This window comes from Parazoarcus communis, assembly GCF_003111645.1.
Classification (GTDB): domain Bacteria; phylum Pseudomonadota; class Gammaproteobacteria; order Burkholderiales; family Rhodocyclaceae; genus Parazoarcus; species Parazoarcus communis_A.
The window spans coordinates 1,169,659-1,189,731 of sequence record NZ_CP022187.1; the positions used below are offsets into that span (position 1 = coordinate 1,169,659).

The window sequence follows — 20,073 nt, forward strand, 5'->3', positions numbered from 1 at the left end:
TTCTAGGAGTTCAGATGAGATCAAGCGGAATCTTGAGATATCGTACGCCGTTGTCTTCGGCTTGCGGCATCTTGCCTGCGCGCACATTGATCTGGATGGCAGGCAAGATCAGCGTGGGCATTGCCAGTGTTTTGTCGCGCGCGGTGCGCATCTCGACGAATCCGGCTTCGGTGATACCGTCATGCACGTGGATGTTGCTGGCACGCTGTTCACCCACGGTTGTCTCCCATGCCGGCTCGCGGCCATCTGGCGGATAGTCGTGACACAGATGCAGCCGGGTTTCCGGCGGCAGCGACAGCAGCTTGCGGATCGAGCGAAAGAGCGCGGTCGCGTCGCCACCCGGAAAATCGCAGCGTGCGGTGCCGTAATCGGGCATGAACAAGGTGTCGCCTACGAAGGCATCCTGACCGATGATGTAAGTAAGGCACGCAGGCGTATGACCCGGCGTGTGCATGACCACGACCTCAAGTTCACCGATGCTGAAACGCTCGGCGTCCTCGAACAGGTGATCGAAGTCGTCGCCTTGCGTGTTCATGTCCTTGGCGTTGAAGATGCCCTTGAATACGCCTTGAACCTCGCGGATGTGAGCGCCAATGCCAATCTTTCCGCCCACTTGCTGCTTGAGATAAGGTGCCGCCGACAGATGGTCGGCGTGCGCATGGGTTTCGAGCTGCCAGTCGACCGTCAGCCCGGCCTGTCGGACATAGGCGATGACTGCATCAGCAGAGGCGCGCGAGGTGCGCCCAGACTTTGGATCGTAGTCCAGTACGCTGTCAATGATCGCTGCGCGCAAGGTCGCCGGGTCGGACACGATGTGCGTAACCGTAGACGTGCCGGGGTCGAAGATAGACTTTATCTGTGCATTTGCCATGATGGATAACCGTAACGATCTGGAAGCCGGTGGCTGCTGACACCAATCTAAAATACCCGAATCCGCACAGCGCAGGTCCGGACCTGAAAGCGCAACGATGAGCAGTCCGCTGTCACTACGCATGAGGCCACAGCGAAATTACTGACGGCCAGGACTCCGATTTCAGAAGCCGATCACCCTGCGGTTCGGCTCCAGCAGTGCAGCCCCCATTTCCGCGGGTTTGGCCGCCTTGATACCGTCCTTCAGGTCGTCGTGTTTCTTACCGGTATTCGGAAGGTAGAGCGCACAGACCGACGCAGTTGCACCCTTCTTCAGTGCGCCGTCCAGCAACTGTGCCGGACTCACGTTGTTGGGCTTCATCGCTTCGCCGCTTGCACCTTTCAGCGCGAGGCCACCCGCATGATCGCACAGCAGGATGTCAACCTGCGCACCCTGCTCCTGCATCTGATTGGCAAGCACCATGGCCATTCCCTGGGTCATCGTGCTTTCGGAACTGAGTACGACGGTGACAGCCTGCTTGTCTGCCATGGCTGCGCATCAGATCAGCGAAGGACTCAGTGGGCGCCTGAGCGTGCCAGGGTGCTGACGCAGGCGCTGCAACCCTTCCCTCACGACCCCATGCGCGCGATGCACCATAGGTTTGACACGTACCATCGGGTGATCAGTGCAAACGCACTTGTTCGCGCAGAACTTCATCGTGGTGTGAGGAAATTTCAGTTTTTCGCCGCGCTATCAAGAGCCATTGCGCGGCAAATCCGCATCCACGATGCGTAGACTGTTAATCCGGCAGCAGGCCCTGTGCAACGCAGTGCGGGGGCCTTGCCGAGGTTGGCGCGAGGCGTCGACTGTGATCAGCGTGAGCACCCGGTCGACGGACCGCCGGGTCATGTTTTCGGTTACGTCGCTTTCGAGCGCGTGACGGGCGCGGCAGCAGCACCTTGCGGAAGGTCGGCGCCGTTCAGGAAAACCTCGGGCTGGTCATCTTTTATGGGATAACTCAAGGACGCTTACAGCCATGCTCAACATCGAAGGACACCTGACTCATTTTGCCAACCCCGCCGCGAACGCCGATCAATCGTATCCTGAAGCGTTGAAGGACATCCTGAGCCTTGCCAAGGCCGGCGAGGCAATCCGGGAGATTCGCACCTGGCCGGGCTACGCGACGACGCCGCTGTACACCCTCACGTCGATGGCGAAAGCTGCAGGCCTTGGGACAATCTACTACAAGGATGAATCGCAGCGTTTCGGTCTGAAGAGCTTCAAGGCCCTCGGTGGCGCCTACGCGGTCACCAAACAGCTGCAGCAGGCGATCAAAGAGCGCACCGGCCGACGTCCGTCGATTGCCGGTCTGCTGGCAGGTGAGTTCAAGGACGATGTGGCCGGACTGGTGGTGAGTTGTGCAACCGATGGCAACCACGGCCGCTCGGTGGCCTGGGGGGCACAGATGTTCGGCTGCGGTTGCGTCATCTACATTCACCGGGATGTTTCCGAGGGACGCAAGCAAGCCATGGAAGCGTTCGGCGCCAAGGTGATCCGTATCGCCGGAAACTACGACGAGTCCGTGCGCCAGGCCGATGCCGACGCCAAGGCCAATGGCCGCATCATCGTGTCGGACACCAGCTACGAAGGCTACATGGAGATTCCCAAGGACGTCGCACTGGGCTACACCGTGATGCTCGACGAACTCGTCACACAACTCGACGGCGCGATCCCGACCCATGTATTCGTGCAAGGCGGCGTCGGTGGCCTCGCCTCGGCGGTCGGCGGCTATTTCTGGGACCTGTGGGGCACACGCCGCCCGCGCCTGGTGATCGTGGAGCCCGAGAAGGCCAACTGCCTGCAACAGAGCGCCAAAGCAGGCAAGCCGGTCGCAGTCGACGGCGGTCTGGAAACACTGATGGCGGGCCTCGCCTGCGGTGAAGTCTCTGCCCTGGCGTGGAAGATCCTCTCGGTCGGCGGCGATGACTTTATGACCATCAGTGAAGAAGCGGTGCCGGCCACCATGCGTCTGCTCGCCCACGGGTTCGAGCAGGATCCTGCGATCGAAGCGGGCGAGTCTGCGGTACCGGGCCTCGCCGCCGCCGTGATCGCGGCCCAGGACCCGATGCTGTCGAAGACGCTGGGACTGGACGCGAACAGCCGGGTGCTGGTGATTGGCACCGAGGGCGCCACCGATCCGGAACTGTACCGCACGTTGGTCGGCTGAGCCCCGCCGGGTACCCGTGGCACCGCGCCGCGGGTACCCTGATTTCACACACTGTCAGCATCAGCCGTGCCGCCCCCCACCGGCAGGCACAAACTCACCTTTACCGACGACATCACGACGTTGGTCTGGAAACTGCGCACGTTCGAGTTCTCGAAGAACGCGGTCCGGGTGAAACGCTCGTAATCGTTCATGTCCGCAGCGGTTACGACCAGAATGAAATCCGAGTTGCCGGTCACGTAGTAGCACTGCTGAACGGCCGGGTTGTTCCGCATCCCTTCCTTGAAAGTATCAATCAGATCGGCCCGCTCGCGTTCGAGGCTGACCTGCACCAGGAAGGTCATGTCCCGCCCGACCGCCTTTGGATTGACCACCGAGACGTCCGCCAGGATGACCTGCTGCTCACGCATCCGCTTGAGCCGGCGTTGAACCGCCGCAGGCGACAACCCGACCTGCTCGGCAATGTCTTCTGTCGTGGTGCGGTTGGCGACCTGGACAATCTCCAGGATGCGACGGTCGAAACCATCAAGATTTACAGCCTGAGGAAGGGCCATGGCATTGAACTCCCTGTATGCGGTGAATGCACCGATATAGTGATAATGACTTTTTCATGCACCACACCGGTTATTTAGTCATTCCACCAACGTGACGACCTATAAATCTGCGGAAATCCTGCAAAACCAAGGTCGATATCGACGAAATGCGTCCTGTGTGAAGCGTAGCGTACACCTGACTGCAGAACTTCTGCATTTGGCCCCCCGGCCGTTTGAACGACTGACTTTCCGTGGATGAGCTTGCGCAATGACACGTATTGATTCCGTATTACACAGCAAACCGCTCCAGCACCTGGCGCCCGGTGGGCGGATCGGCGTGATCTCTCTGGCGACCGATTTCAACATCGAACAGGATCTTCGCCGCATCCTGCCGCGCGACGTCGAGATTTTCACCAGCCGGGTGCGCAACACCAATCCGCTGACGATCGAGAACCTGCGCTCGATGGCACCCGGCATCAGTGCCGCCGCCGACACGATCCTGCCCGGCACGCCGCTCGATGCCGTGATCTATGCGTGTACGTCAGGCACGGTGGCGATCGGCATTGACCGAGTCAGCGAACTCGTGCGCCAGAGCCGTCCCGGCGTGCCGGTGAGCAATCCGGTCAGCGCGGCCCTGTCGGCCTTCGACACGCTTGGCGCCCGGCGCATTTCAATTCTCACCCCCTATACTGGAACGGTGAATGCGGAAGTGGCACGCCTGTTCGAAAACCAGGGTTACGAGGTTTTGAACATCGCCGGCTTTGGCTTTGAAGACGACACGGCGATGACGTTCATCGACCCCGACGACATCGTCGACGCAGCGCTCGCCACGTGCGACCCGGCCGCAGACCTGCTTTTCGTGTCATGCACCGCACTGCGTGCAGCCGCGGTCATTGAGCGAATCGAACGCGAACTGAACAAGCCCGTCGTAAGCAGCAACCAGGCCCTCGCCTGGCACAGCCTCCAACTGGCGAACTACCCCGCCCCGGTAGCCGGATTTGGCCGCCTGATGCAACACGTCGGCGGCAAGATCCATCGTCCCTGACCCCAACAGCTGAGACTCTGACATGTCACGATTGAGCCCGGCCCTTCTTGCCGACATGACCGAATGGCGTCGCCATCTGCACCGTTTCCCCGAGTGCGGTTTCGACGTTGAACAGACCTCGGACTTCATCGCAGCCAGGCTCGAGAGTTTCGGCATCGAGGTGGTGCGCAACATCGGCCACACCGGCCTGGTCGGCGTGCTTCGTGCGGGTGATGGTGCTGGCGCCATCGGCCTGCGAGCCGACATGGATGCATTGCACATCCACGAAAAGAACTCATTTGCGCACCGCTCGCAACACGAAGGCCGCATGCACGCCTGTGGTCATGACGGCCACTCCACCATGCTGATGGGTGCGGCCGCCGAGCTTGCGCAGAGCCGCGACTTCAACGGCACGGTGTATTTCATCTTTCAGCCGGACGAAGAACATGGCAAGGGCGCCCAGGCCATGATCGACGCGGGGCTGTTCGAGCGCTTCCCGATGGATGCGGTCTATGGCCTGCACAACCTGCCCGGTTTGCCCGCGGGCAGCTTCACGGTGCGCCCGGGTTCGCTGATGGCCAGCGAAAGCAGTTTCGAGATCGTCATCGGCGGCACCGGCGGTCACGCCGCCATGCCGCACACCGGTGTCGATCCGCTCGTGGTTGGTGCGCAGGTGGTCGTCGGGCTGCAAACCGTCGTCTCGCGCAGTCTGAGCGCCATTCACGAGACGGCGGTGATCTCGGCCACCGAGTTCATCACCAACGGCACGGTCAACGTCATTCCGTCGGAAGTCACCATCAAGGGCGACTGCCGCTGCTTCACCGAGGCCACGCTGGCAAAGATCGAGCAGCGCATGGAAGCCGTCGTGGCCGGCATCTGTCAGGCAGCCGGCGCACGTTACCGCTTCGAGTTCATCAACACCTTCTACCCGACGGTGAACAGCGCTGCGGAAACGCAGCACGCGGTCAGTGCAGCACGCGCTGCGCTCGGCAACGACATGGTCAACGACAGCTGCGATCCATTCACGATTTCGGAAGACTTTTCCAGCATGTTGCGCGTCAAGCCGGGCTGCTATGCCTTGCTTGGCAACGGAACCGAGTCTGTCGGCGGCTGTGCGCTGCACAACCCGAACTACGACTTCAACGACGGCATTCTGGAAAGCGGCGCGCGTTACTGGATTCAGCTGGTACGCGAGCAGTTGCGCTAACCCCCCCTCCCACCACCCACTCACACCACCCAAGCAGGAGATAAGCAGATGAAAAAAGTACTCGCAGCCGTATTGACGCTCGGCATCGCCTTCGGCGCCCACGCTGAAACCTGGAAGTTCGCCTCGGAAGAGGACAAGAACGATGTGCAGGACATCTTCGCGCAGAAATTTGCCGAAGTGGTCAAGAAGGAATCCGGCGGTGACATCAAGGTACGGATCTATTACTACGGTCAGCTCGGCACCGAGAACGACATCGTCGAACTCACCTCCAAGGGCACGGTGCAATTCGTGTCGGTCGGCACGGGCCACCTCGGCTCCTACGTACCCGAGGTGCAGGCCATCAGCCTGCCCTACCTGCTCGGCACCAACGAACCGGTTGTTCGCGAAGTCCTGACCAGCAGCAAGACCATCTACGGCGATCTGGCCGGCAAGTTCGAGAAGGTCAATCTCAAGCTGCTGACGATGTTCTCCGAGGGCGAGGAAGTCTGGGGTGCGAACAAGCCGATCCGCTCGCCGGAAGACTTCGCCAACCACAAGATCCGCACCTTCACGTCGACCATCCCGGTCGAAACCTACCGGACCTTCGGTGCGACCCCGACCCCGCTGTCCTGGGGCGAGGTATACGGCTCGCTGCAGCTCAAGACCATCGACGGCATGGTCAACCCGATCTACTTCATCTACAACGCCAAGTGGCACGAGGTGCAAACCCACCTGATGTACCCGGGCCAGCAGGTCTATGTCGGCACCGTGTCGTCGAACAGCAAGTGGTTCAAGAGCCTGTCCGCCGAGAAGCAGGCGATCGTCATGAAGGCCGTCAAGGAAGCCGAAAAGGCAGCCTATGACTACAACCTGAGCATCAACAAGGAGAACATGGCCAAGATCATGAAGGATCGCCCCAACATGCAGGTGGTGGTCCTTACCGAGGCCGAGCGCGCCCGCTTCAAGGAACTGAGCACCAAGCTGCACGCTACTTATTTCGACATCGTCGAAAACGCCTACAAGGACGGCGAGAAGGCTGCCGCTCGCAAGGGCGCCGAGGCAATCATCTCCGGCCTCGAGCAGGAAGTGAAGGCCGCCGCGGCCAAGCTCGCCAAGTAAGCGCCTGCTCGCTCACGCACGACATTTTTCACCTCGGAAGCCACTGCCCTGCGGCAGTGGCTGGCAGGAGGAGACATCATGAAAAACGTACTAAGAAAAGTGAGTCGCATCAGCGAGCGAATCGAGGAGTTCATCGTGTGCTTCTCGATCGTGCTGATCATGCTGAACTCAACCGCCAATGCGATGGGCCGCTACTTCTTCGGCAAGAGCATTTTCTTCTCCGAGGAGCTCAACCAGTTTCTGATCGTCTCCGTCACCTTCATCGGCTTTGCCTATGCAGTCAGAAAGGGACGGAACATCCGCATGACCGCAGTCTATGACTCGCTCGGCCATCGTTCGCGAAAAGTCATCACCACGGCCATTTCGATCACGACGGCCATGCTGTTGTTCTACCTTGCCTACAAAGCCTTCTTCTACGTCCAGGAACTCAAGGACATCAATCGCCTGAGTCCGGCGCTTGAGTTCCCGGTGTACATCATCTATTCGATCATTCCGATCGGTCTCGCGATGGCCGGCCTGCAGTACCTGATCAGCTTCGTGATGAACCTGCTGCACCGCGAAATCCATCTCTCCCACGACGTCATCGAAGGCGCGACCACCGGACTCGGAGACTCGATATGAGCGGCCTGATGCAGTTCTTCTCCGACATCATTGCCGGCGACCCCGACGTCTACGTGATCACGTTCACGCTGATTGCGGTGATGGTTGTACTGCTGTTCCTGAGCTTTCCCATGGTCGTGCCCCTGGCTGTCGGAGCGCTCATCGGGATGATCCACTTTTCGGACGTCGACACCGGCGTCGTCATCCAGCAGATGGTCACGGGCATCTCGCCCAACGCGCTGATTGCCGTACCCATGTTCATTCTGGCGGCCGACATCATGACCCGAGGGCATACGTCGCAGAACCTGCTCGGGCTCATTGAAGCGTTCGTCGGCCACATGCGCGGCGGACTGCCGATTACGACCTGTCTGGCGTGTACGCTGTTCGGCTCGGTCTCCGGATCGACCCAGGCCACGGTGGTGTCGGTGGGCCAGATCATGCGCCCGAAACTGCTCAAGGCCGGGTACAAGGACAGCTTCGTGATGGCGCTGATCATCAACGCCAGCGATATTGCCTTCCTCATCCCGCCGAGTATCGGTCTGATCCTGTATGGCACGCTGGCCAACGCCAGCGTCGGCGAGCTGTTCATCGCCGGCATCGGGCCCGGCATCGTGCTCGCGCTCCTGTTCTCGGCGTACTGCTACATCTACAGCGTGCGCCAGGGCGACCTTGTTGCCGTGGTTGAAAAGACCACCATGGCGCAGAAGCTCCAGGCGCTCAAGAAGGCCCTGTGGCCGCTGGGTTTCCCGGTGCTGATCGTTGGCGGCATCTATTCCGGCATCGTCACGCCAACCGAAGCCGCTTCGTTCTCGGTGCTCTATGCCATTGTGGTCGAGTGCGTCATCTACCGCGAACTGGGGCTGCGCGATGTCCTTGATTCGGCCCTGAGCACCGGACTGATCACCGCTGTCGTCTTTGTGCTGGTCGGCATCGGACAGGCCTTTTCCTGGTACATCTCCTTCGAGCAGATTCCACAGGCCCTGCTCGAACCGCTTGACCTGTCCAGTGCGTCGCCCGAGTACCTGCTCTTCATCATCGCCGTGACCTTCTTCGTCGGCTGCATGTTCGTCGACTCGCTGGTCGTGCTGCTGATCCTGACACCGATCTTCATGCCGGCAGTTGCCGCAGTCGGCCTGGACCCGATCCTGGTCGGCGTCATGATCACGCTGCAGATGGCCGTCGGTTCCGCCACGCCGCCTTTCGGCTGCGACATCTTCACCGCCATCGCCATCTTCAACCGGCCATACCTGGAAGTGATCAGGGGCACCCTGCCGTTCATCCTGATCCTCACCCTGATGACCGCACTCCTGATCTATTTCCCCGGCATCGCGCTGCTCTTGCGCGACCTGGCATTCAAGTGATCGCCACCTGTTTTCGAGAGACCCGCAATGACAACTGAACTGACCGCCCCGGCACGCGGGTTCGAGCGCGCCGAATTTGATCAACGCACCGCCAGGCTTCAGGAAGCGATGGCTGCGCAAGGCATCGACGCGGTGTTCTTCAGCACCGAACCGGAGTTCCGCTATTTCAGCGGCTTCAAGTCGCAATTCTGGGAGAGTCCGACGCGCCCCTGGTTCCTCGTGGTGCCATCGCAAGGACGCCCGATTGCGGTGGTACCCGAGATCGGTGTCGCAGGCTTCGCCGAAACCTGGGTCGATGATGTCCGCAGCTGGCCCTCGCCGCGGCCGGAAGATGACGGCGTGTCCCTGCTCGCCGATACGCTGGACAGCGTTGCGCAGCGCCATCGGCGCATCGGCGCCATGCTCGGCCCGGAGACCCACCTGCGCATGCCGGCGGCGAACTTCGCCACCCTGCAGGCAAGTCTTGGGCAGTGCGGGATGGTCGATGTATCGACCATCGTCCGCCAGTTGCGAAGCGTCAAGTCCGCCGCGGAAATCGGCAAGATCCGCTTTGCCTGCGAAGTCACCGCGGCCGGTTTCGATTACCTGCTCACACACCTCAAGGCGGGCATGAGCGAGCGCGAAGCGTGCAAGGCCATGCACATCGAGATGCTGCGGCTCGGCGCCGACGCCTGCCCTTACCTGATCTCGGCATCCGGCCCCGGCGGTTACGACAACATCATCATGGGACCAAGCGATCGTCGGCTCGAAGAGGGTGACGTACTCATCATCGACACGGGTGCGAACTTCGACGGCTATTTCAGCGATTTCGACCGCAACTATGCTTTCGGTCAGGTCGATCCGACAGCGCACCAGGCCTATGAAGCGGTCTTCGCCTCCACCGAAGCAGGCCTGCGCACCGCGGCGCCGGGTGCAACGACAGGCGATGTGTGGCAGGCCATGTGGTCAGTGCTCGAAGATGCCGGTGCGCTGGGCAACGACGTGGGACGGATGGGTCACGGGCTGGGCATGCAGCTCACCGAATGGCCCTCGAACGTGCCCAAGGGCGACGTCGTGCTGCAAGCCGGCATGATCCTCACCCTCGAGCCGGGCATGACCTTCGCGCCGGGCCGGATGATGGTGCACGAGGAGAACATCGTGATTACCGATTCAGGCTGCGAACTGCTGCACAAGCGGGCCTGGCCCACCCTGCCCGTCATCGGCTGAAAAAGCTTTACTGCGCCACCACGAGGCGCCTTCGGGCGCCTTTTTCTATTGCTCAGAGAACAACAGCATGCAAACGCGGACCACCGGACTGCTTCTAAGCCTCGCAGGCGTCACCCTGATCTCGCCCGATGTACTCGTCATGCGCTGGGTGAACCTCGATCACGCCAGCGTGCTGATGTGGCGCGGGCTGTTCATGACGCTGGGCTTCAGTGCAGTGGTGCTGTATCGCTATCGTCTCGCCGCCGTGCGCGCCATCAAGCGGGCCGGCCGTCTCGGTGTCGCGAGCGGATTCTGTTTTGCCCTGAACACCACTTGCTACACGGAGGCGATTCAGCGCACCAGTGCGACCGCAACGGTGATGATCATCGCCACTGCGCCGGTGTTTGCCGCGCTGATAAGCTGGCTGGTACTCGACGAGCGGATCGACCGCAAGACGGCCATCTCGATGTTCGTCACCCTGATCGGCATCGCCATCATCGCGACGGACGGCGGCGGTCAGAACGATATGCTGGGCAATCTGTTTGCCGTGTGCACCGCCATCTTCCTTGCCATCAACTTCACGCTTGCCCGTCTCAAGAGCAACATCGACCTGACGCCCGGCCTGATGTTCGGCGGAATGATTGCGGCGACCTTCGGCCTGATGCTCGGCGGCGCCCCGCAGGCAGACACGGAATGGACCCAGCTCGCTGCCATCGCGCTGACCGGTGCGATTCTGATGCCCATCGGTTTCACCCTGCTGCAGATCGCGCCCCGCTATACGAGTGCGACCGAGGTGAGCCTTTTCCTGCTGTTCGAAGCGGTTCTTGGCCCAGTCTGGGTATGGCTGGTCCTGAACGAGGCCCCAACCCGCACAACGCTGGTCGGCAGCGTGATCATCATTTCCGCACTGCTCTACTACGGCGCACCCGCTAGCTGGGGCACCCGGTTGCGCCTGCGCCTGGGCATGTCGTCGCGCTGACATCGTGGTCGCCTGCGCAACCGTCAGTCGCGCGCTTGCGCAGACCGACGGTACGTTGACGGGCTGATGCGGCAACTCAAGCGCTGACGCTGCTGGCAGCGTGAGCGCCTGTTTAGCGCGCCATCAGAGACGCGACAGCAACTCCGATTTCTTGCTCGCGAACTCGTCCTCGCTGATGAAACCCTTGGCCTTGAGGTCACCCAGCTTTTCGATCGCCGCAAGAACATCCTCGCTGGACGCGCCACGCACCTGACTGGCCGGCTGCGAACTCTGGGGAGCCTGCGGCGCCTGGCTTGACGACTGCGACGACTGCGGCGACTGCATTCCCTGCGGAGCCAACGGCGGGGAATACGGCTGGCCGTTGCGGGATATCAAGGGCAGCGAGGCCAGGTTCACGGTGCCGTACTGGCTGCCAAAGACAATGTCACTGCCCGAGCCCTGCTGCTGGGAGAATCCGCCGATGCTGTGATCCAGAGTGTCATAGACCCAGACTTCGCCGCCAGTCTTGACCGCGAGCCGACGCGCACCGCCAAAATAGGCGTAGCGCACGTTGTTCTGCGATCCGGTGGCATTGGGCGCACCGAGATCCTGGGGCCACCAGTTGTCCTCGGGATCGGGTACGAACAGGCTTGAACGTCCAGCCGGACTGCCGTTGGCCTGGTGCTGGAAACTGCCGCCGCCCTGGCTCTGCGACTGAAAGCTGCCCGAGCGCAGCAAACCGGGCTGATTGACCAGAATGTTCGAAATTTCCGAACACAGACTGTCGACCCGGCCCTTGAGGTAGCTATTGAACATGTCGCCGAGCATGATCATGCCGCCGCGCATCCACTGCCCCGAGCCCCCGAATTCGCCATGGCTGAACTGAGCCTGGCCGCCGTTTCCATTGAGCACGGCAAACAGCATGTGCGTGACCGCATCCGTGCTGAATCCGTGACGTGCGGCCAGATCGCTGACGATCATCTGGCCTTGTGAAGTAAGCTGTTGCATTGTTGATTTCCGGCTGAGGGTGGTCGGGCGCAAGGTCGACCTGAAGAGGAGCGGCGGTTCAGTGCTGCGGCATGTGCCACGAAAGCTGAACACACCGGTTCTGAAATGTCCCGCATCTGGCAGGACGGCCTTTGAGCTAAAGGCGAAGGAGACGCAGATGCTAACACTGACAAGCGACAATTGCGCGACCAACTGTCCTGGCGCCGTCGGCGGCTGACTGATCCGGCTGCGCCCCTGCGCTGCCCGTCTTGCGCCACACCGCGGCACAGAGCGCGAAACAGGCCGCGATCCTGCAGCCGCGCCGTCCCGGAACTATGGGCTTCCAGCCGTCAGATCGGAAAGAAAGCTCCGCACCAGCGGTGGTGGCGCGAGTCGCCGGCGGATCGCAGTGAAGCGTGACACAAGCACCATGCTGTTCGGGAGAATCTGTACCAGCTCCCCCCTCCCCACCCATTGCGCCGCGTAGTGGATTGGGAGAAAGCCGATGCATCCCGCCGACAGGATCAGGATGGCCTGGGCCTCAATGTTGTCTACGGTGAACGCCGCAACGTTGACGTTCAGCAGATCCAGATCGCGCCGCCTCAGATAGCCCCGGGCAACGACCTGTTCGCTGCGCACCTGCGCCAGCATGTCACCGTTACCGCCGCCGATGTCCGCCTTCAGCACAGCGTGGTCAGCTGCACAGAACAGGCCATGCGGCTCGTCGTAGAGCGGTAGCGCCGCCAGACCCGGCACCTGGAAGGGGAAGTGACCGACGGCCAGGTGCAGGCGCCCGTCCAGCACCCGTTGCTCCAGCTCACTGGGCGTACCGATATACACATGCACCCCCACGTCCTTTCCCCGTGCAAGAAAGCGCTGAATTGCGCCCCTCAGCGGTGATTTCGTGTCGGTGACCGTGTTGTCGATCAGCCCCAGGTTCAAGGTGCCGGAGAAGGTCCTTTTCAACTGATCGGCCTCAAGCCGAAACCCGTCGACCGCGCTCAGCAATCGTTGCGAAGCCTCATGAATCGCCCGCCCCTCTTCGGTCAGGCGGAACCCCCCACGACCGCGTTCGCACAACCGGGCACCCAGCCTTACCTCGAGCTGGGCAAGCTGCATGCTGATGGTCGACTGGCCCACATTCAGTTCGGCCTGAGCAGCCGACAGCCCACCGCACCGCACTACAACATCAAAAACCCGCAACAGGCGCAGATCCACATCGTGCAGCTGCTTCATCCCTCACCTCTCTCACATGCAGCCCTGCCCATGCCCACTCACCAGGCTGGTGCATTGCACCAGGATAAATCATCAACGCTCACCGATGTGACCTTCTGAAACTTAGCATTTTATCGATGCATGATGGCGTCTAGATTGGTCCCCAAGGCAAGCGAACACCCGCTGCAAGCATGGAAACTCCGAAGGAACGCCAACATGTCCGATAACAGCTACGACCAAGGTCGACTCAACCTGCCCTTCGTGGGCCACTGCACCTTCGCCAAGTCACGCCCCTGCACCGACTGGGATCACATTGATGCCGACGTTGCAGTACTCGGTGCGCCGAACGACATGGGCACACAATGGCGCCCAGGTGCGCGCTTCGGCCCCCGGAGCATCCGCGAAGCGTCGACGCTGTTCTCGTTCGGGCACGCCGGTGCCTACGATCACGAAGACGACACCATGTATCTCACCGAAGACCAGGTACGGATGGTTGACGTGGGTGACGCCGACATCGTCCATACGGATCAGGCCAAGAGCAACGCCAACATCGAGTATGCGGTGCGCAAGCTCCTCGAAAAGGGCGCCATGCCTGTCGTGCTCGGCGGCGACCACTCCATCCACGCACCAGTGATCAAGGCTTTCGAGGGACGCGGTCCGATCCACATCCTGCACGTAGACGCCCACCTCGATTTCGTCGATGAACGGCACGGCGTGCGCTACGGCCATGGCAACCCGCTGCGTCGCGCGTCCGAACAGAACCATGTCAGCGGCATGACCCAGATTGGCATCCGCAATGTTTCCTCGTCCAACCGTAGCGATTACCAGGCGGCCCGGGATGCGGGCTCGACCATTCTGTCGGTGCGCCAGGTGCGCCAGCTCGGTACTGCCGGTGTGCTGGCACAGATTCCCGAAGGGGTGTCTTACTACCTGACCATCGATATCGACGGCTTCGACCCGTCCATCGCACCGGGCACCGGCACACCGAGCCACGGTGGCTTCCTCTACTACGAGGTGCTGGAAATCATCCAGGCCCTGGCCCGTCGCAGTGGAGGGCAGATCGTCGGCATGGACCTCGTCGAAGTGGCGCCGGCCTACGACCCCACGGGATCCACCTCCATTCTCGCTGCCCAACTCTTGCTCAACACCATCGGCTTCATCTTTCACGCCCGGAAGCAGGCCGCGGCCTGACGCGATGCGCGTCCTTCCTCGCGGCGTGCGCGCTTGAGATCCCACCGCGCATGCTGCGCGCGTGGGGCGCGGAGCTGATCCGGGGCACAGAACACGTTTGGCTGCGCCACACTGATGGCGGCTGCAGCACATGGTCAGCTCAGTACGGTGAGCCTGCTGCTGGAGCGTGACGCAGACCTTCAAGTCCAAGGATGGACAAAGCGCCCTCGATCTTGCCAGACGGTACCGGCATTCACAGGTGGTCAAGAACCTCCTCCTCCCCGCGGAAGGACTGAGTTCGCGCGCTCCCCTGCCCTTCGACAGACCTTGCCGTTAGTGGCGCAAGCTGCAATGCTTGCGCCTCGCTGGAAGCGAACAAGACAAGCAGTGACCACAATGTGGTCGTCAAATTACCCAATTGGAGAGTTCAGATGTTCAGTCACGTATTCGTTGGTGCAAACGACCTTCCGGCATCGAAGGCATTCTACGATGCCGTGCTGGGGACGCTTGGCCACGGACCCGGTGTCATTGATCCGAAGGGTCGTTGTTTCTACGTTAACAAGGGCGGCGTCTTCGCGCTGTCGCTCCCGATCAACGGCGAACCCGCCTGCCACGGCAATGGCAGCACCCTTGGCTTTGCAGCCGAGAACCCGGCGCAGGTCGACGCCTGGCACGCAGCCGGCGTCGCCAATGGGGGGACAAGTTGTGAGGATCCTCCGGGTGTTCGCGAAGGCGCGTCCGGCAAGCTGTACCTTGCCTACTTGCGCGATCCGTCCGGCAACAAGATCTGCGCCCTGCACCGGCTTCCCTGATTCTGCGCCGAGGTGCCGCCCGCTGCGCGCACGGCACTCTTTCAGGGCGACGATGGCCTTCGGGCCATCAGGTCTTGCGAGCGCCGCACCTCCTGCCCGCGCCTCACTCCTCCTGAACCGAGACAAACATGATCACGGCAATCGTCGAATTCAAACTCCCGACCCCCCTCACCGAAGCCGAGGCCAAAGAGATTTTTCTGAGCACGGCCCCGAAGTACCGCGTCATGCAGGGTCTGATCCGGAAGTACTACTACCTCTCCGAGGACGGATCGACCGGGGGCGGTATCTACCTCTGGAATTCCCGTGAAGATGCAGACCGGGTGTACACCGAGGAGTGGAAGGCATTCATACGCGGGAAGTACGGCAGCGAACCCAGCCTGACCTATCTCGCGTGCCCTGTTGTCGTCGACAACCTTTCCGACGAAATCATCTCGACCAGCTGAGGCCGCAGGTCTCGCGTGCGCCCCCTCCGGCAGGCGCCGGGACCAGCGCTCAGTCGAGTCCGGCCCGCTGCAGACGGGCCTGCAGGTCCGCGATCTCGTCGAGCAGATCGAGCACGATGCCGACGCCCTGCGCATTCACTTCCATGTCGTGGGTCAGCCAGCGGGCCTTGCGGGCACGCCGCAGCGACGCGCCGGTGAAGCGCCAGTCCTCGGGCGCGTCACCGCTCGGCTCAAGGATGCCTTCGTTCACCCAGGCGACCACCGACGCCTCAGGCGCATTACAGGCCTGACACAGCTCCGCCAGTGTCAGCTGAACCTCTTCCTCGACGATGCGGATCGAGGTGATCTGGATATGTGTTGTGCTCATGGTCGATCATCCTTTCGTGGCCGCACGGGGATCGAAGTCGAATGTTTCGGCAAGCGCCCGGTAGGCTGCCTTCTGTGCCTCGCTGTCGGCTGGCGGCGCCACAATTGAAACGACAAAGTACAGATCACCCGCGGGACTGCCGGGTATGCCCTTCCCCTTGAGGCGCAGCTGCCGCCCCGCCGTCGTGCGCGCAGGAATCGTGAGCTGCACCGGGCCTTCAGGCGTGGGCAGACTCAGCGAGCAGCCAAGCGCCGCCTCCCACGGTGCCAGCGGCAGGGCCGCGAACACGTCGCGTCCGTCCACGCGGTAGCGCGGATCGGGATTGAAGCCGACCTCCAGAAACAGGTCACCGGCCGGCCCCGCCCCCATGCCCGGCTCGCCCTGGCCGGCCAGGCGCAGATGCTGCCCTGCGCGGATGCCTTTCGGAATGGTGATGTCGAGCTGGCGCTCCTGCAGCACGACACGGCCATGTGCGTCCACTGCAGGCATGCGCAGGCCGATACTGCGTTTGGCGCCGCGGTAGGCATCTTCGAGATCGATCAGCACCTTGGCGTGATGATCCTGACCCCGGGCATGCCCCCGCCCTCCATGCGCGGTGCGCGCGCGGCGGCCAAACAGGGCTTCGAAAAAGTCGCTCGCATCGCCGTGCACGTCGGCACCGTCGCCGCGGAACTCGAACCCGGCATCCCAGTCCGGCGGTGGCTGAAAATCGTCGCCGCCTTTCCACTGCTTGCCGACCTGATCGTAGGCGGCGCGCTTTTCCGGGTCCTTCAGCACGGCATAGGCTTCACCGATCTCCTTGAACCGCAGCTCCGCATCCGCGTCCTTGTTCACGTCGGGATGGTACTTGCGCGCCAGCTTGCGGTAGGTGCGCTTGATCTCGTCCTGGGTGGCGGTGCGCGGAATGCCGAAGACTTCGTAGTAATCCTTGAATTTCATGTTCCTGGCCCCTCGATGTTCCAGCGCATGGCATCAGCCGCACATGAACCGGATAGATCCCGACCTCCCCCATCCGGCGCACGATCGATCGACATTCGCCACAGGATGAGCTGAGCAGAACAAGACTGCGTTGGCTCGAAGGCTGGCAGCCCCGATCAAACATAGACCCGCAAAATGGAAATGTCGATTTCCGCACTCATGAATACAGAACTGCGGAGATGAACAACGAGCGCCAGGCGGGACAACAACCCGTCAGTCGTGTGCTCAGCGCGTCATCGGGAGCGCTGCCCCCATCACTGCGAACATGCCTCCGCAGACGCGGTTGAACTTGCGCCCGGTGCGTTCGAGGATCGGGCGAATGCGATGGGCAAGCCGCGCGAGCAGATACTCGACCGCGCATTCGACGACGGCAAAGGTTGCCGCCATGATGACGAACTGCAGCAGCAGATCGGCGTGCGGGTCGATGAACTGCGGCAGGAAGGCGCCGTAGAACAGCAGCACCTTGGGGTTGGAGATCGCCGCCAGCAGGCCCTGGCGGAACAGCGTCGTCCCCCGCGTATCGACCATGCGCGCGTCCGGCTGAAGCTGCAGTGGTGGTGCGCGCCACAGCTGAAAGCCGAGCCACACCAGATAGGCGCCACCGATCCACTTCAGTGCGATCAGTGCGTGAGCGGAGGTCTGCAGCAATGCGCCGATACCCAGCATCGACAGTGCGATCAGACTGACGAAGCCGAGCGCGCCGCCGTATACGGTGAACAGGGTCTTGCGATGTCCGTGCAGGGCGCCATGCGTGAGCGCAAGCAGACTGTTCGGGCCAGGCGTGAGCGACAAGCCAATGACCGCGACCAGATAGATCAACCAGATGTGTAACTGCACCAGACGCTCCCTGCCCCTGCCCGGGCGAGAAAAAGTTGAACGCGAACGCGAGAAATCCGTGAGCCAGGCACCGCAACCCCTGACGCTCACCAGTGAGCGAGAATGTACCACCCGGTTCCACCGGCGGCACCGGTAAGGATTGTGACGACATTGATACGCTGAATCCATTTTCTCTACACAGTGGGTCGCTACAGTGTGCTCATCCGCAGGCACGTGCTTGCAGACTCACAGGAGCAGTCTGATGATCAAGGTAGAGCAGTCCTTCTCGCGCGCGGGCTTCGTGGCCACTGTCGCTTGCAGTTCCGCCCTTCTTCTCGCGCAATCGGCCATCGCACAACAGGGCGGTCCGCGCAAACCGCCGCAGGAGGCACTGGACGCGTGCAAGTCCCTGAGCGACGGCGCCAGTTGCAGCTTCAGCACGCCTTCCGGCACTGTCAGCGGGACCTGCGCCACGCCCGAGGGCAAGCCACTCGCCTGCCGCTCCGCCCATGGCCCGAACGAGAGATCGCGTCCGCAGAAGCAGCAGTAAGCACGCTCGATTCAAGCCGGACCGTTCGTCGCAGACAGCCGGAAACCAGTGCGGATTTCGTGCCCGGGCCGGTCGTGGGAAGCGCCGGAGAAGGATTTCCACGGGCTCCCGCGGCCGGGCAGGTTTTGTCCCTCAACGCAGACGTCGTAAGATCGCCTCAACGGGGCCAGCATCGCGCGGCCCGAATGCCGGGACAGTCATCCCCGTCGCTGCAGCAAGGGCACGAGCGCCCTGCTCGCCGAAGCGCGCATGAAGAGCTGTATTGTTGAGGCCACTCCAATTGGATGAAATCACGAGAATCGTGGTGTACGCGGTTTGCGCAGGGGCCTGCATTCCCCTGGGCGGCGTGCTGGCGAAGTACGAGCGCCTGCGGCCGTCGTGGCTGGAGAACGAGTTCCGCCATTCCGTGATCGCCTTTGGCGGCGGCATTCTGGCGGCAGCGGTTGCCTTGGTGTTGATTCCCGAAGGCACCGAATACCTCGGCCACTCGCTATCGAGCACCTTTTTCTTCCTGCTCGGCGGCATTGTGTTCTTTGCGCTGGAGCGCTTCCTGGGGCTGCAACGCCGCGAGAAGCCACAATTCACCGCGATGCTGCTCGACTACATTCCGGAATCCCTGGCGCTGGGCGGCGCCCTGGCCGCAGGGTCGCGGGCGGCTCCGCTGCTGGCCCTGTTCATCGGCCTGCAGAACATCCCGGAGGGCTTCAATGCCTACCGTGAATTGAAAGCTGCAAAGCAGCCGGACGCGTCGCGCATCCTCCTTCTGATGCTGATGCTCGTTCCCATCGGGCCGGTGATCGCCATTCTGGGCTGGCTGTATCTGGGGGACAGGCTCGAACTCCTTGGTGCAAGCATGCTGTTCGCCTCAGGCGGCATCCTGTACCTGATCTTTCAGGACATCGCACCGCAGTCGCACATGCGCCGCCACTGGGCGCCGCCGCTGGGCGCCGTGCTGGGTTTCAGCGTCGGCATGCTGGGCAACAATCTGGCGGGCATGTACTAGACTGATCGGGTCCGGTGCAGCCGCTCACGATTCGTACGCGTCGCTGCGCCTCCTTTCCTTCGGAACGCCGTCTGATGAACCGGGATAGCTATAACGCCATCGCCCCGTCCTGGGATGCCGCCCGCGCGGGTTTCTACGGACGCGAGCGCGACTACCTGGAAACACTGCTCTGTGGGCTGCCTGCTGGCGCGAAGGTGCTCGATCTGGGCTGCGGAACCGGCAGGCCGATTGCGGAACACATTCTTGCCGCGGGCCATGCGCTCACCGGCATCGATCAGTCCGAAGCGCTTCTGGCGCTCGCGCGCGAACGCTTTCCGCAGGCCACATGGATCCACACCCGGATCGAATCCTTCAGCACCGAAGAACGCTTCCACGCGATCGTGTGCTGGGATGCGCTGTTTCATATCGACCGCACCATGCATGAAACACTGCTGAGGCGTTTTCGCGCCATGCTCCTGCCGGGCGGACGCATGATGCTGACCTGCGGCGGCTCCGAACACCCCGCGTTCACCGACACCATGTTCGGCCAGCCCTTCCATTACGACTCGCATCCACCGGAGACCGTGCTCGAAATGCTCACCGGACTCGGCTTCGAGGCGCTTGTGTCGGAGTTCATGAATCTGCCCACGTCAGGCCGGGACAAGGGGCGCTACGCAGTCGTCGTGCGCACGACTTGAGCGCCCCCTGAATCG

The 20,073-nt window shown here is 62.0% G+C and carries 22 protein-coding genes; 14 read left to right on the plus strand and 8 right to left on the minus strand.

The genetic code is table 11. The features are described 5' to 3' along the window. Positions 1-10: 10 nt before the first annotated feature. Together CEW83_RS05400 and CEW83_RS05405 are read right to left on the minus strand one after the other, a co-directional pair. Positions 11-871, minus strand: a complete 861-nt coding sequence (locus CEW83_RS05400; RefSeq protein ID WP_108948421.1) for an MBL fold metallo-hydrolase — start codon at positions 869-871, stop codon at positions 11-13. Between the two features lie 162 nt (positions 872-1,033). Beyond that, positions 1,034-1,399 (minus strand): hypothetical protein, encoded by a 366-nt coding sequence (locus CEW83_RS05405; RefSeq protein ID WP_108948422.1) that lies wholly within the window; start codon positions 1,397-1,399, stop codon positions 1,034-1,036. Between the two features lie 487 nt (positions 1,400-1,886). Between CEW83_RS05405 and CEW83_RS05410 the strand changes: the two genes are divergently transcribed. Then, positions 1,887-3,077, plus strand: coding sequence for a diaminopropionate ammonia-lyase (locus tag CEW83_RS05410; protein ID WP_108948423.1), 1,191 nt, complete (start codon positions 1,887-1,889; stop codon positions 3,075-3,077). A 44-nt stretch (positions 3,078-3,121) separates the two neighbouring features. On the opposite strand, the gene CEW83_RS05415 is transcribed toward CEW83_RS05410, so the two are convergent. Then, a complete protein-coding gene (locus tag CEW83_RS05415; protein ID WP_108948424.1) occupies positions 3,122-3,628 on the minus strand; it encodes an Lrp/AsnC family transcriptional regulator in 507 nt (168 codons plus the stop codon). 247 nt (positions 3,629-3,875) lie between these two features. On the opposite strand from CEW83_RS05415, the gene CEW83_RS05420 reads away from it, so the two are divergent. The 7 genes from CEW83_RS05420 to CEW83_RS05450 all read left to right on the plus strand — a co-directional run bounded on the left by CEW83_RS05420 (position 3,876) and on the right by CEW83_RS05450 (position 11,061). Next, positions 3,876-4,652, plus strand: coding sequence for an Asp/Glu racemase (locus CEW83_RS05420; protein WP_108948425.1), 777 nt, complete (start codon positions 3,876-3,878; stop codon positions 4,650-4,652). A 22-nt stretch (positions 4,653-4,674) separates the two neighbouring features. Then, positions 4,675-5,838 carry a M20 aminoacylase family protein gene (locus CEW83_RS05425; RefSeq protein WP_108948426.1) on the plus strand — a complete coding sequence of 388 codons (1,164 nt, stop codon included), beginning with the start codon at positions 4,675-4,677 and terminating at the stop codon, positions 5,836-5,838. Positions 5,839-5,886: 48 nt separating this feature from the next. Continuing rightward, positions 5,887-6,936, plus strand: a complete 1,050-nt coding sequence (gene dctP / locus CEW83_RS05430) for a TRAP transporter substrate-binding protein DctP (RefSeq protein WP_108948427.1) — start codon at positions 5,887-5,889, stop codon at positions 6,934-6,936. A 78-nt stretch (positions 6,937-7,014) separates the two neighbouring features. Further along, positions 7,015-7,557 carry a TRAP transporter small permease gene (locus CEW83_RS05435; RefSeq protein ID WP_108948428.1) on the plus strand — a complete coding sequence of 181 codons (543 nt, stop codon included), beginning with the start codon at positions 7,015-7,017 and terminating at the stop codon, positions 7,555-7,557. Further along, a complete protein-coding gene (locus CEW83_RS05440) occupies positions 7,554-8,897 on the plus strand; it encodes a TRAP transporter large permease (protein ID WP_108948429.1) in 1,344 nt (447 codons plus the stop codon). The genes CEW83_RS05435 and CEW83_RS05440 overlap by 4 nt, the downstream gene beginning before the upstream one ends. Positions 8,898-8,924: 27 nt before the next feature. Continuing rightward, positions 8,925-10,103 (plus strand): M24 family metallopeptidase, encoded by a 1,179-nt coding sequence (locus tag CEW83_RS05445; protein WP_108948430.1) that lies wholly within the window; start codon positions 8,925-8,927, stop codon positions 10,101-10,103. A 67-nt stretch (positions 10,104-10,170) separates the two neighbouring features. Further along, positions 10,171-11,061, plus strand: a complete 891-nt coding sequence (locus tag CEW83_RS05450; RefSeq protein ID WP_108948431.1) for a DMT family transporter — start codon at positions 10,171-10,173, stop codon at positions 11,059-11,061. 123 nt (positions 11,062-11,184) lie between these two features. On the opposite strand, the gene CEW83_RS05455 is transcribed toward CEW83_RS05450, so the two are convergent. After that, a complete protein-coding gene (locus CEW83_RS05455) occupies positions 11,185-12,048 on the minus strand; it encodes an SHOCT domain-containing protein (RefSeq protein ID WP_108948432.1) in 864 nt (287 codons plus the stop codon). A 312-nt stretch (positions 12,049-12,360) separates the two neighbouring features. Further along, on the minus strand, positions 12,361-13,263 hold the full coding sequence (locus tag CEW83_RS05460; RefSeq protein WP_108948433.1) for a LysR family transcriptional regulator: 903 nt from the start codon (positions 13,261-13,263) through the stop codon (positions 12,361-12,363). 195 nt (positions 13,264-13,458) lie between these two features. Between CEW83_RS05460 and speB the strand changes: the two genes are divergently transcribed. The 3 genes from speB to CEW83_RS05475 all read left to right on the plus strand — a co-directional run bounded on the left by speB (position 13,459) and on the right by CEW83_RS05475 (position 15,667). Further along, positions 13,459-14,433, plus strand: a complete 975-nt coding sequence (gene speB / locus CEW83_RS05465; protein WP_108948434.1) for an agmatinase — start codon at positions 13,459-13,461, stop codon at positions 14,431-14,433. 410 nt (positions 14,434-14,843) lie between these two features. Beyond that, positions 14,844-15,224, plus strand: coding sequence for a VOC family protein (locus CEW83_RS05470; RefSeq protein WP_108948435.1), 381 nt, complete (start codon positions 14,844-14,846; stop codon positions 15,222-15,224). Between the two features lie 128 nt (positions 15,225-15,352). Then, a complete protein-coding gene (locus CEW83_RS05475; RefSeq protein ID WP_108948436.1) occupies positions 15,353-15,667 on the plus strand; it encodes a YdhR family protein in 315 nt (104 codons plus the stop codon). Positions 15,668-15,716: 49 nt separating this feature from the next. Here the strand turns inward: CEW83_RS05475 and CEW83_RS05480 are convergent, their stop codons facing one another. From CEW83_RS05480 to CEW83_RS05490, 3 genes are all read right to left on the minus strand, one after another. Continuing rightward, positions 15,717-16,034, minus strand: a complete 318-nt coding sequence (locus CEW83_RS05480) for a chaperone modulator CbpM (protein WP_108948437.1) — start codon at positions 16,032-16,034, stop codon at positions 15,717-15,719. Positions 16,035-16,040: 6 nt separating this feature from the next. Next, positions 16,041-16,973, minus strand: coding sequence for a DnaJ C-terminal domain-containing protein (locus CEW83_RS05485; protein WP_108948438.1), 933 nt, complete (start codon positions 16,971-16,973; stop codon positions 16,041-16,043). A 264-nt stretch (positions 16,974-17,237) separates the two neighbouring features. Beyond that, positions 17,238-17,849 (minus strand): LysE family translocator, encoded by a 612-nt coding sequence (locus CEW83_RS05490; RefSeq protein ID WP_108948439.1) that lies wholly within the window; start codon positions 17,847-17,849, stop codon positions 17,238-17,240. Between the two features lie 241 nt (positions 17,850-18,090). On the opposite strand from CEW83_RS05490, the gene CEW83_RS05495 reads away from it, so the two are divergent. The 3 genes from CEW83_RS05495 (at position 18,091) to CEW83_RS05505 (ending at position 20,058) form a co-directional block, all read left to right on the plus strand. Next, positions 18,091-18,378, plus strand: a complete 288-nt coding sequence (locus tag CEW83_RS05495) for a hypothetical protein (protein ID WP_108948440.1) — start codon at positions 18,091-18,093, stop codon at positions 18,376-18,378. Positions 18,379-18,658: 280 nt separating this feature from the next. After that, positions 18,659-19,381 carry a ZIP family metal transporter gene (locus tag CEW83_RS05500; protein ID WP_108948441.1) on the plus strand — a complete coding sequence of 241 codons (723 nt, stop codon included), beginning with the start codon at positions 18,659-18,661 and terminating at the stop codon, positions 19,379-19,381. 74 nt (positions 19,382-19,455) lie between these two features. Next, complete coding sequence (locus tag CEW83_RS05505; protein WP_108951225.1) at positions 19,456-20,058, plus strand: class I SAM-dependent methyltransferase; 603 nt, start codon at positions 19,456-19,458, stop codon at positions 20,056-20,058. The last annotated feature ends 15 nt before the right edge of the window (positions 20,059-20,073 follow it).

Coding starts and splice junctions, on each gene's coding strand:
- CEW83_RS05400 (WP_108948421.1), bottom strand. CDS start 871: ATGGCAAATGCACAGATAAAGTCTATCTTCGACCCCGGCACGTCTACG.
- CEW83_RS05450 (WP_108948431.1), top strand. CDS start 10,171: ATGCAAACGCGGACCACCGGACTGCTTCTAAGCCTCGCAGGCGTCACC.
- CEW83_RS05505 (WP_108951225.1), top strand. CDS start 19,456: ATGAACCGGGATAGCTATAACGCCATCGCCCCGTCCTGGGATGCCGCC.
- CEW83_RS05410 (WP_108948423.1), top strand. CDS start 1,887: ATGCTCAACATCGAAGGACACCTGACTCATTTTGCCAACCCCGCCGCG.
- CEW83_RS05460 (WP_108948433.1), bottom strand. CDS start 13,263: ATGAAGCAGCTGCACGATGTGGATCTGCGCCTGTTGCGGGTTTTTGAT.
- CEW83_RS05485 (WP_108948438.1), bottom strand. CDS start 16,973: ATGAAATTCAAGGATTACTACGAAGTCTTCGGCATTCCGCGCACCGCC.
- dctP (WP_108948427.1), top strand. CDS start 5,887: ATGAAAAAAGTACTCGCAGCCGTATTGACGCTCGGCATCGCCTTCGGC.
- CEW83_RS05475 (WP_108948436.1), top strand. CDS start 15,353: ATGATCACGGCAATCGTCGAATTCAAACTCCCGACCCCCCTCACCGAA.
- speB (WP_108948434.1), top strand. CDS start 13,459: ATGTCCGATAACAGCTACGACCAAGGTCGACTCAACCTGCCCTTCGTG.
- CEW83_RS05415 (WP_108948424.1), bottom strand. CDS start 3,628: ATGGCCCTTCCTCAGGCTGTAAATCTTGATGGTTTCGACCGTCGCATC.
- CEW83_RS05480 (WP_108948437.1), bottom strand. CDS start 16,034: ATGAGCACAACACATATCCAGATCACCTCGATCCGCATCGTCGAGGAA.
- CEW83_RS05455 (WP_108948432.1), bottom strand. CDS start 12,048: ATGCAACAGCTTACTTCACAAGGCCAGATGATCGTCAGCGATCTGGCC.
- CEW83_RS05435 (WP_108948428.1), top strand. CDS start 7,015: ATGAAAAACGTACTAAGAAAAGTGAGTCGCATCAGCGAGCGAATCGAG.
- CEW83_RS05470 (WP_108948435.1), top strand. CDS start 14,844: ATGTTCAGTCACGTATTCGTTGGTGCAAACGACCTTCCGGCATCGAAG.
- CEW83_RS05425 (WP_108948426.1), top strand. CDS start 4,675: ATGTCACGATTGAGCCCGGCCCTTCTTGCCGACATGACCGAATGGCGT.
- CEW83_RS05445 (WP_108948430.1), top strand. CDS start 8,925: ATGACAACTGAACTGACCGCCCCGGCACGCGGGTTCGAGCGCGCCGAA.
- CEW83_RS05405 (WP_108948422.1), bottom strand. CDS start 1,399: ATGGCAGACAAGCAGGCTGTCACCGTCGTACTCAGTTCCGAAAGCACG.
- CEW83_RS05420 (WP_108948425.1), top strand. CDS start 3,876: ATGACACGTATTGATTCCGTATTACACAGCAAACCGCTCCAGCACCTG.
- CEW83_RS05495 (WP_108948440.1), top strand. CDS start 18,091: ATGATCAAGGTAGAGCAGTCCTTCTCGCGCGCGGGCTTCGTGGCCACT.
- CEW83_RS05440 (WP_108948429.1), top strand. CDS start 7,554: ATGAGCGGCCTGATGCAGTTCTTCTCCGACATCATTGCCGGCGACCCC.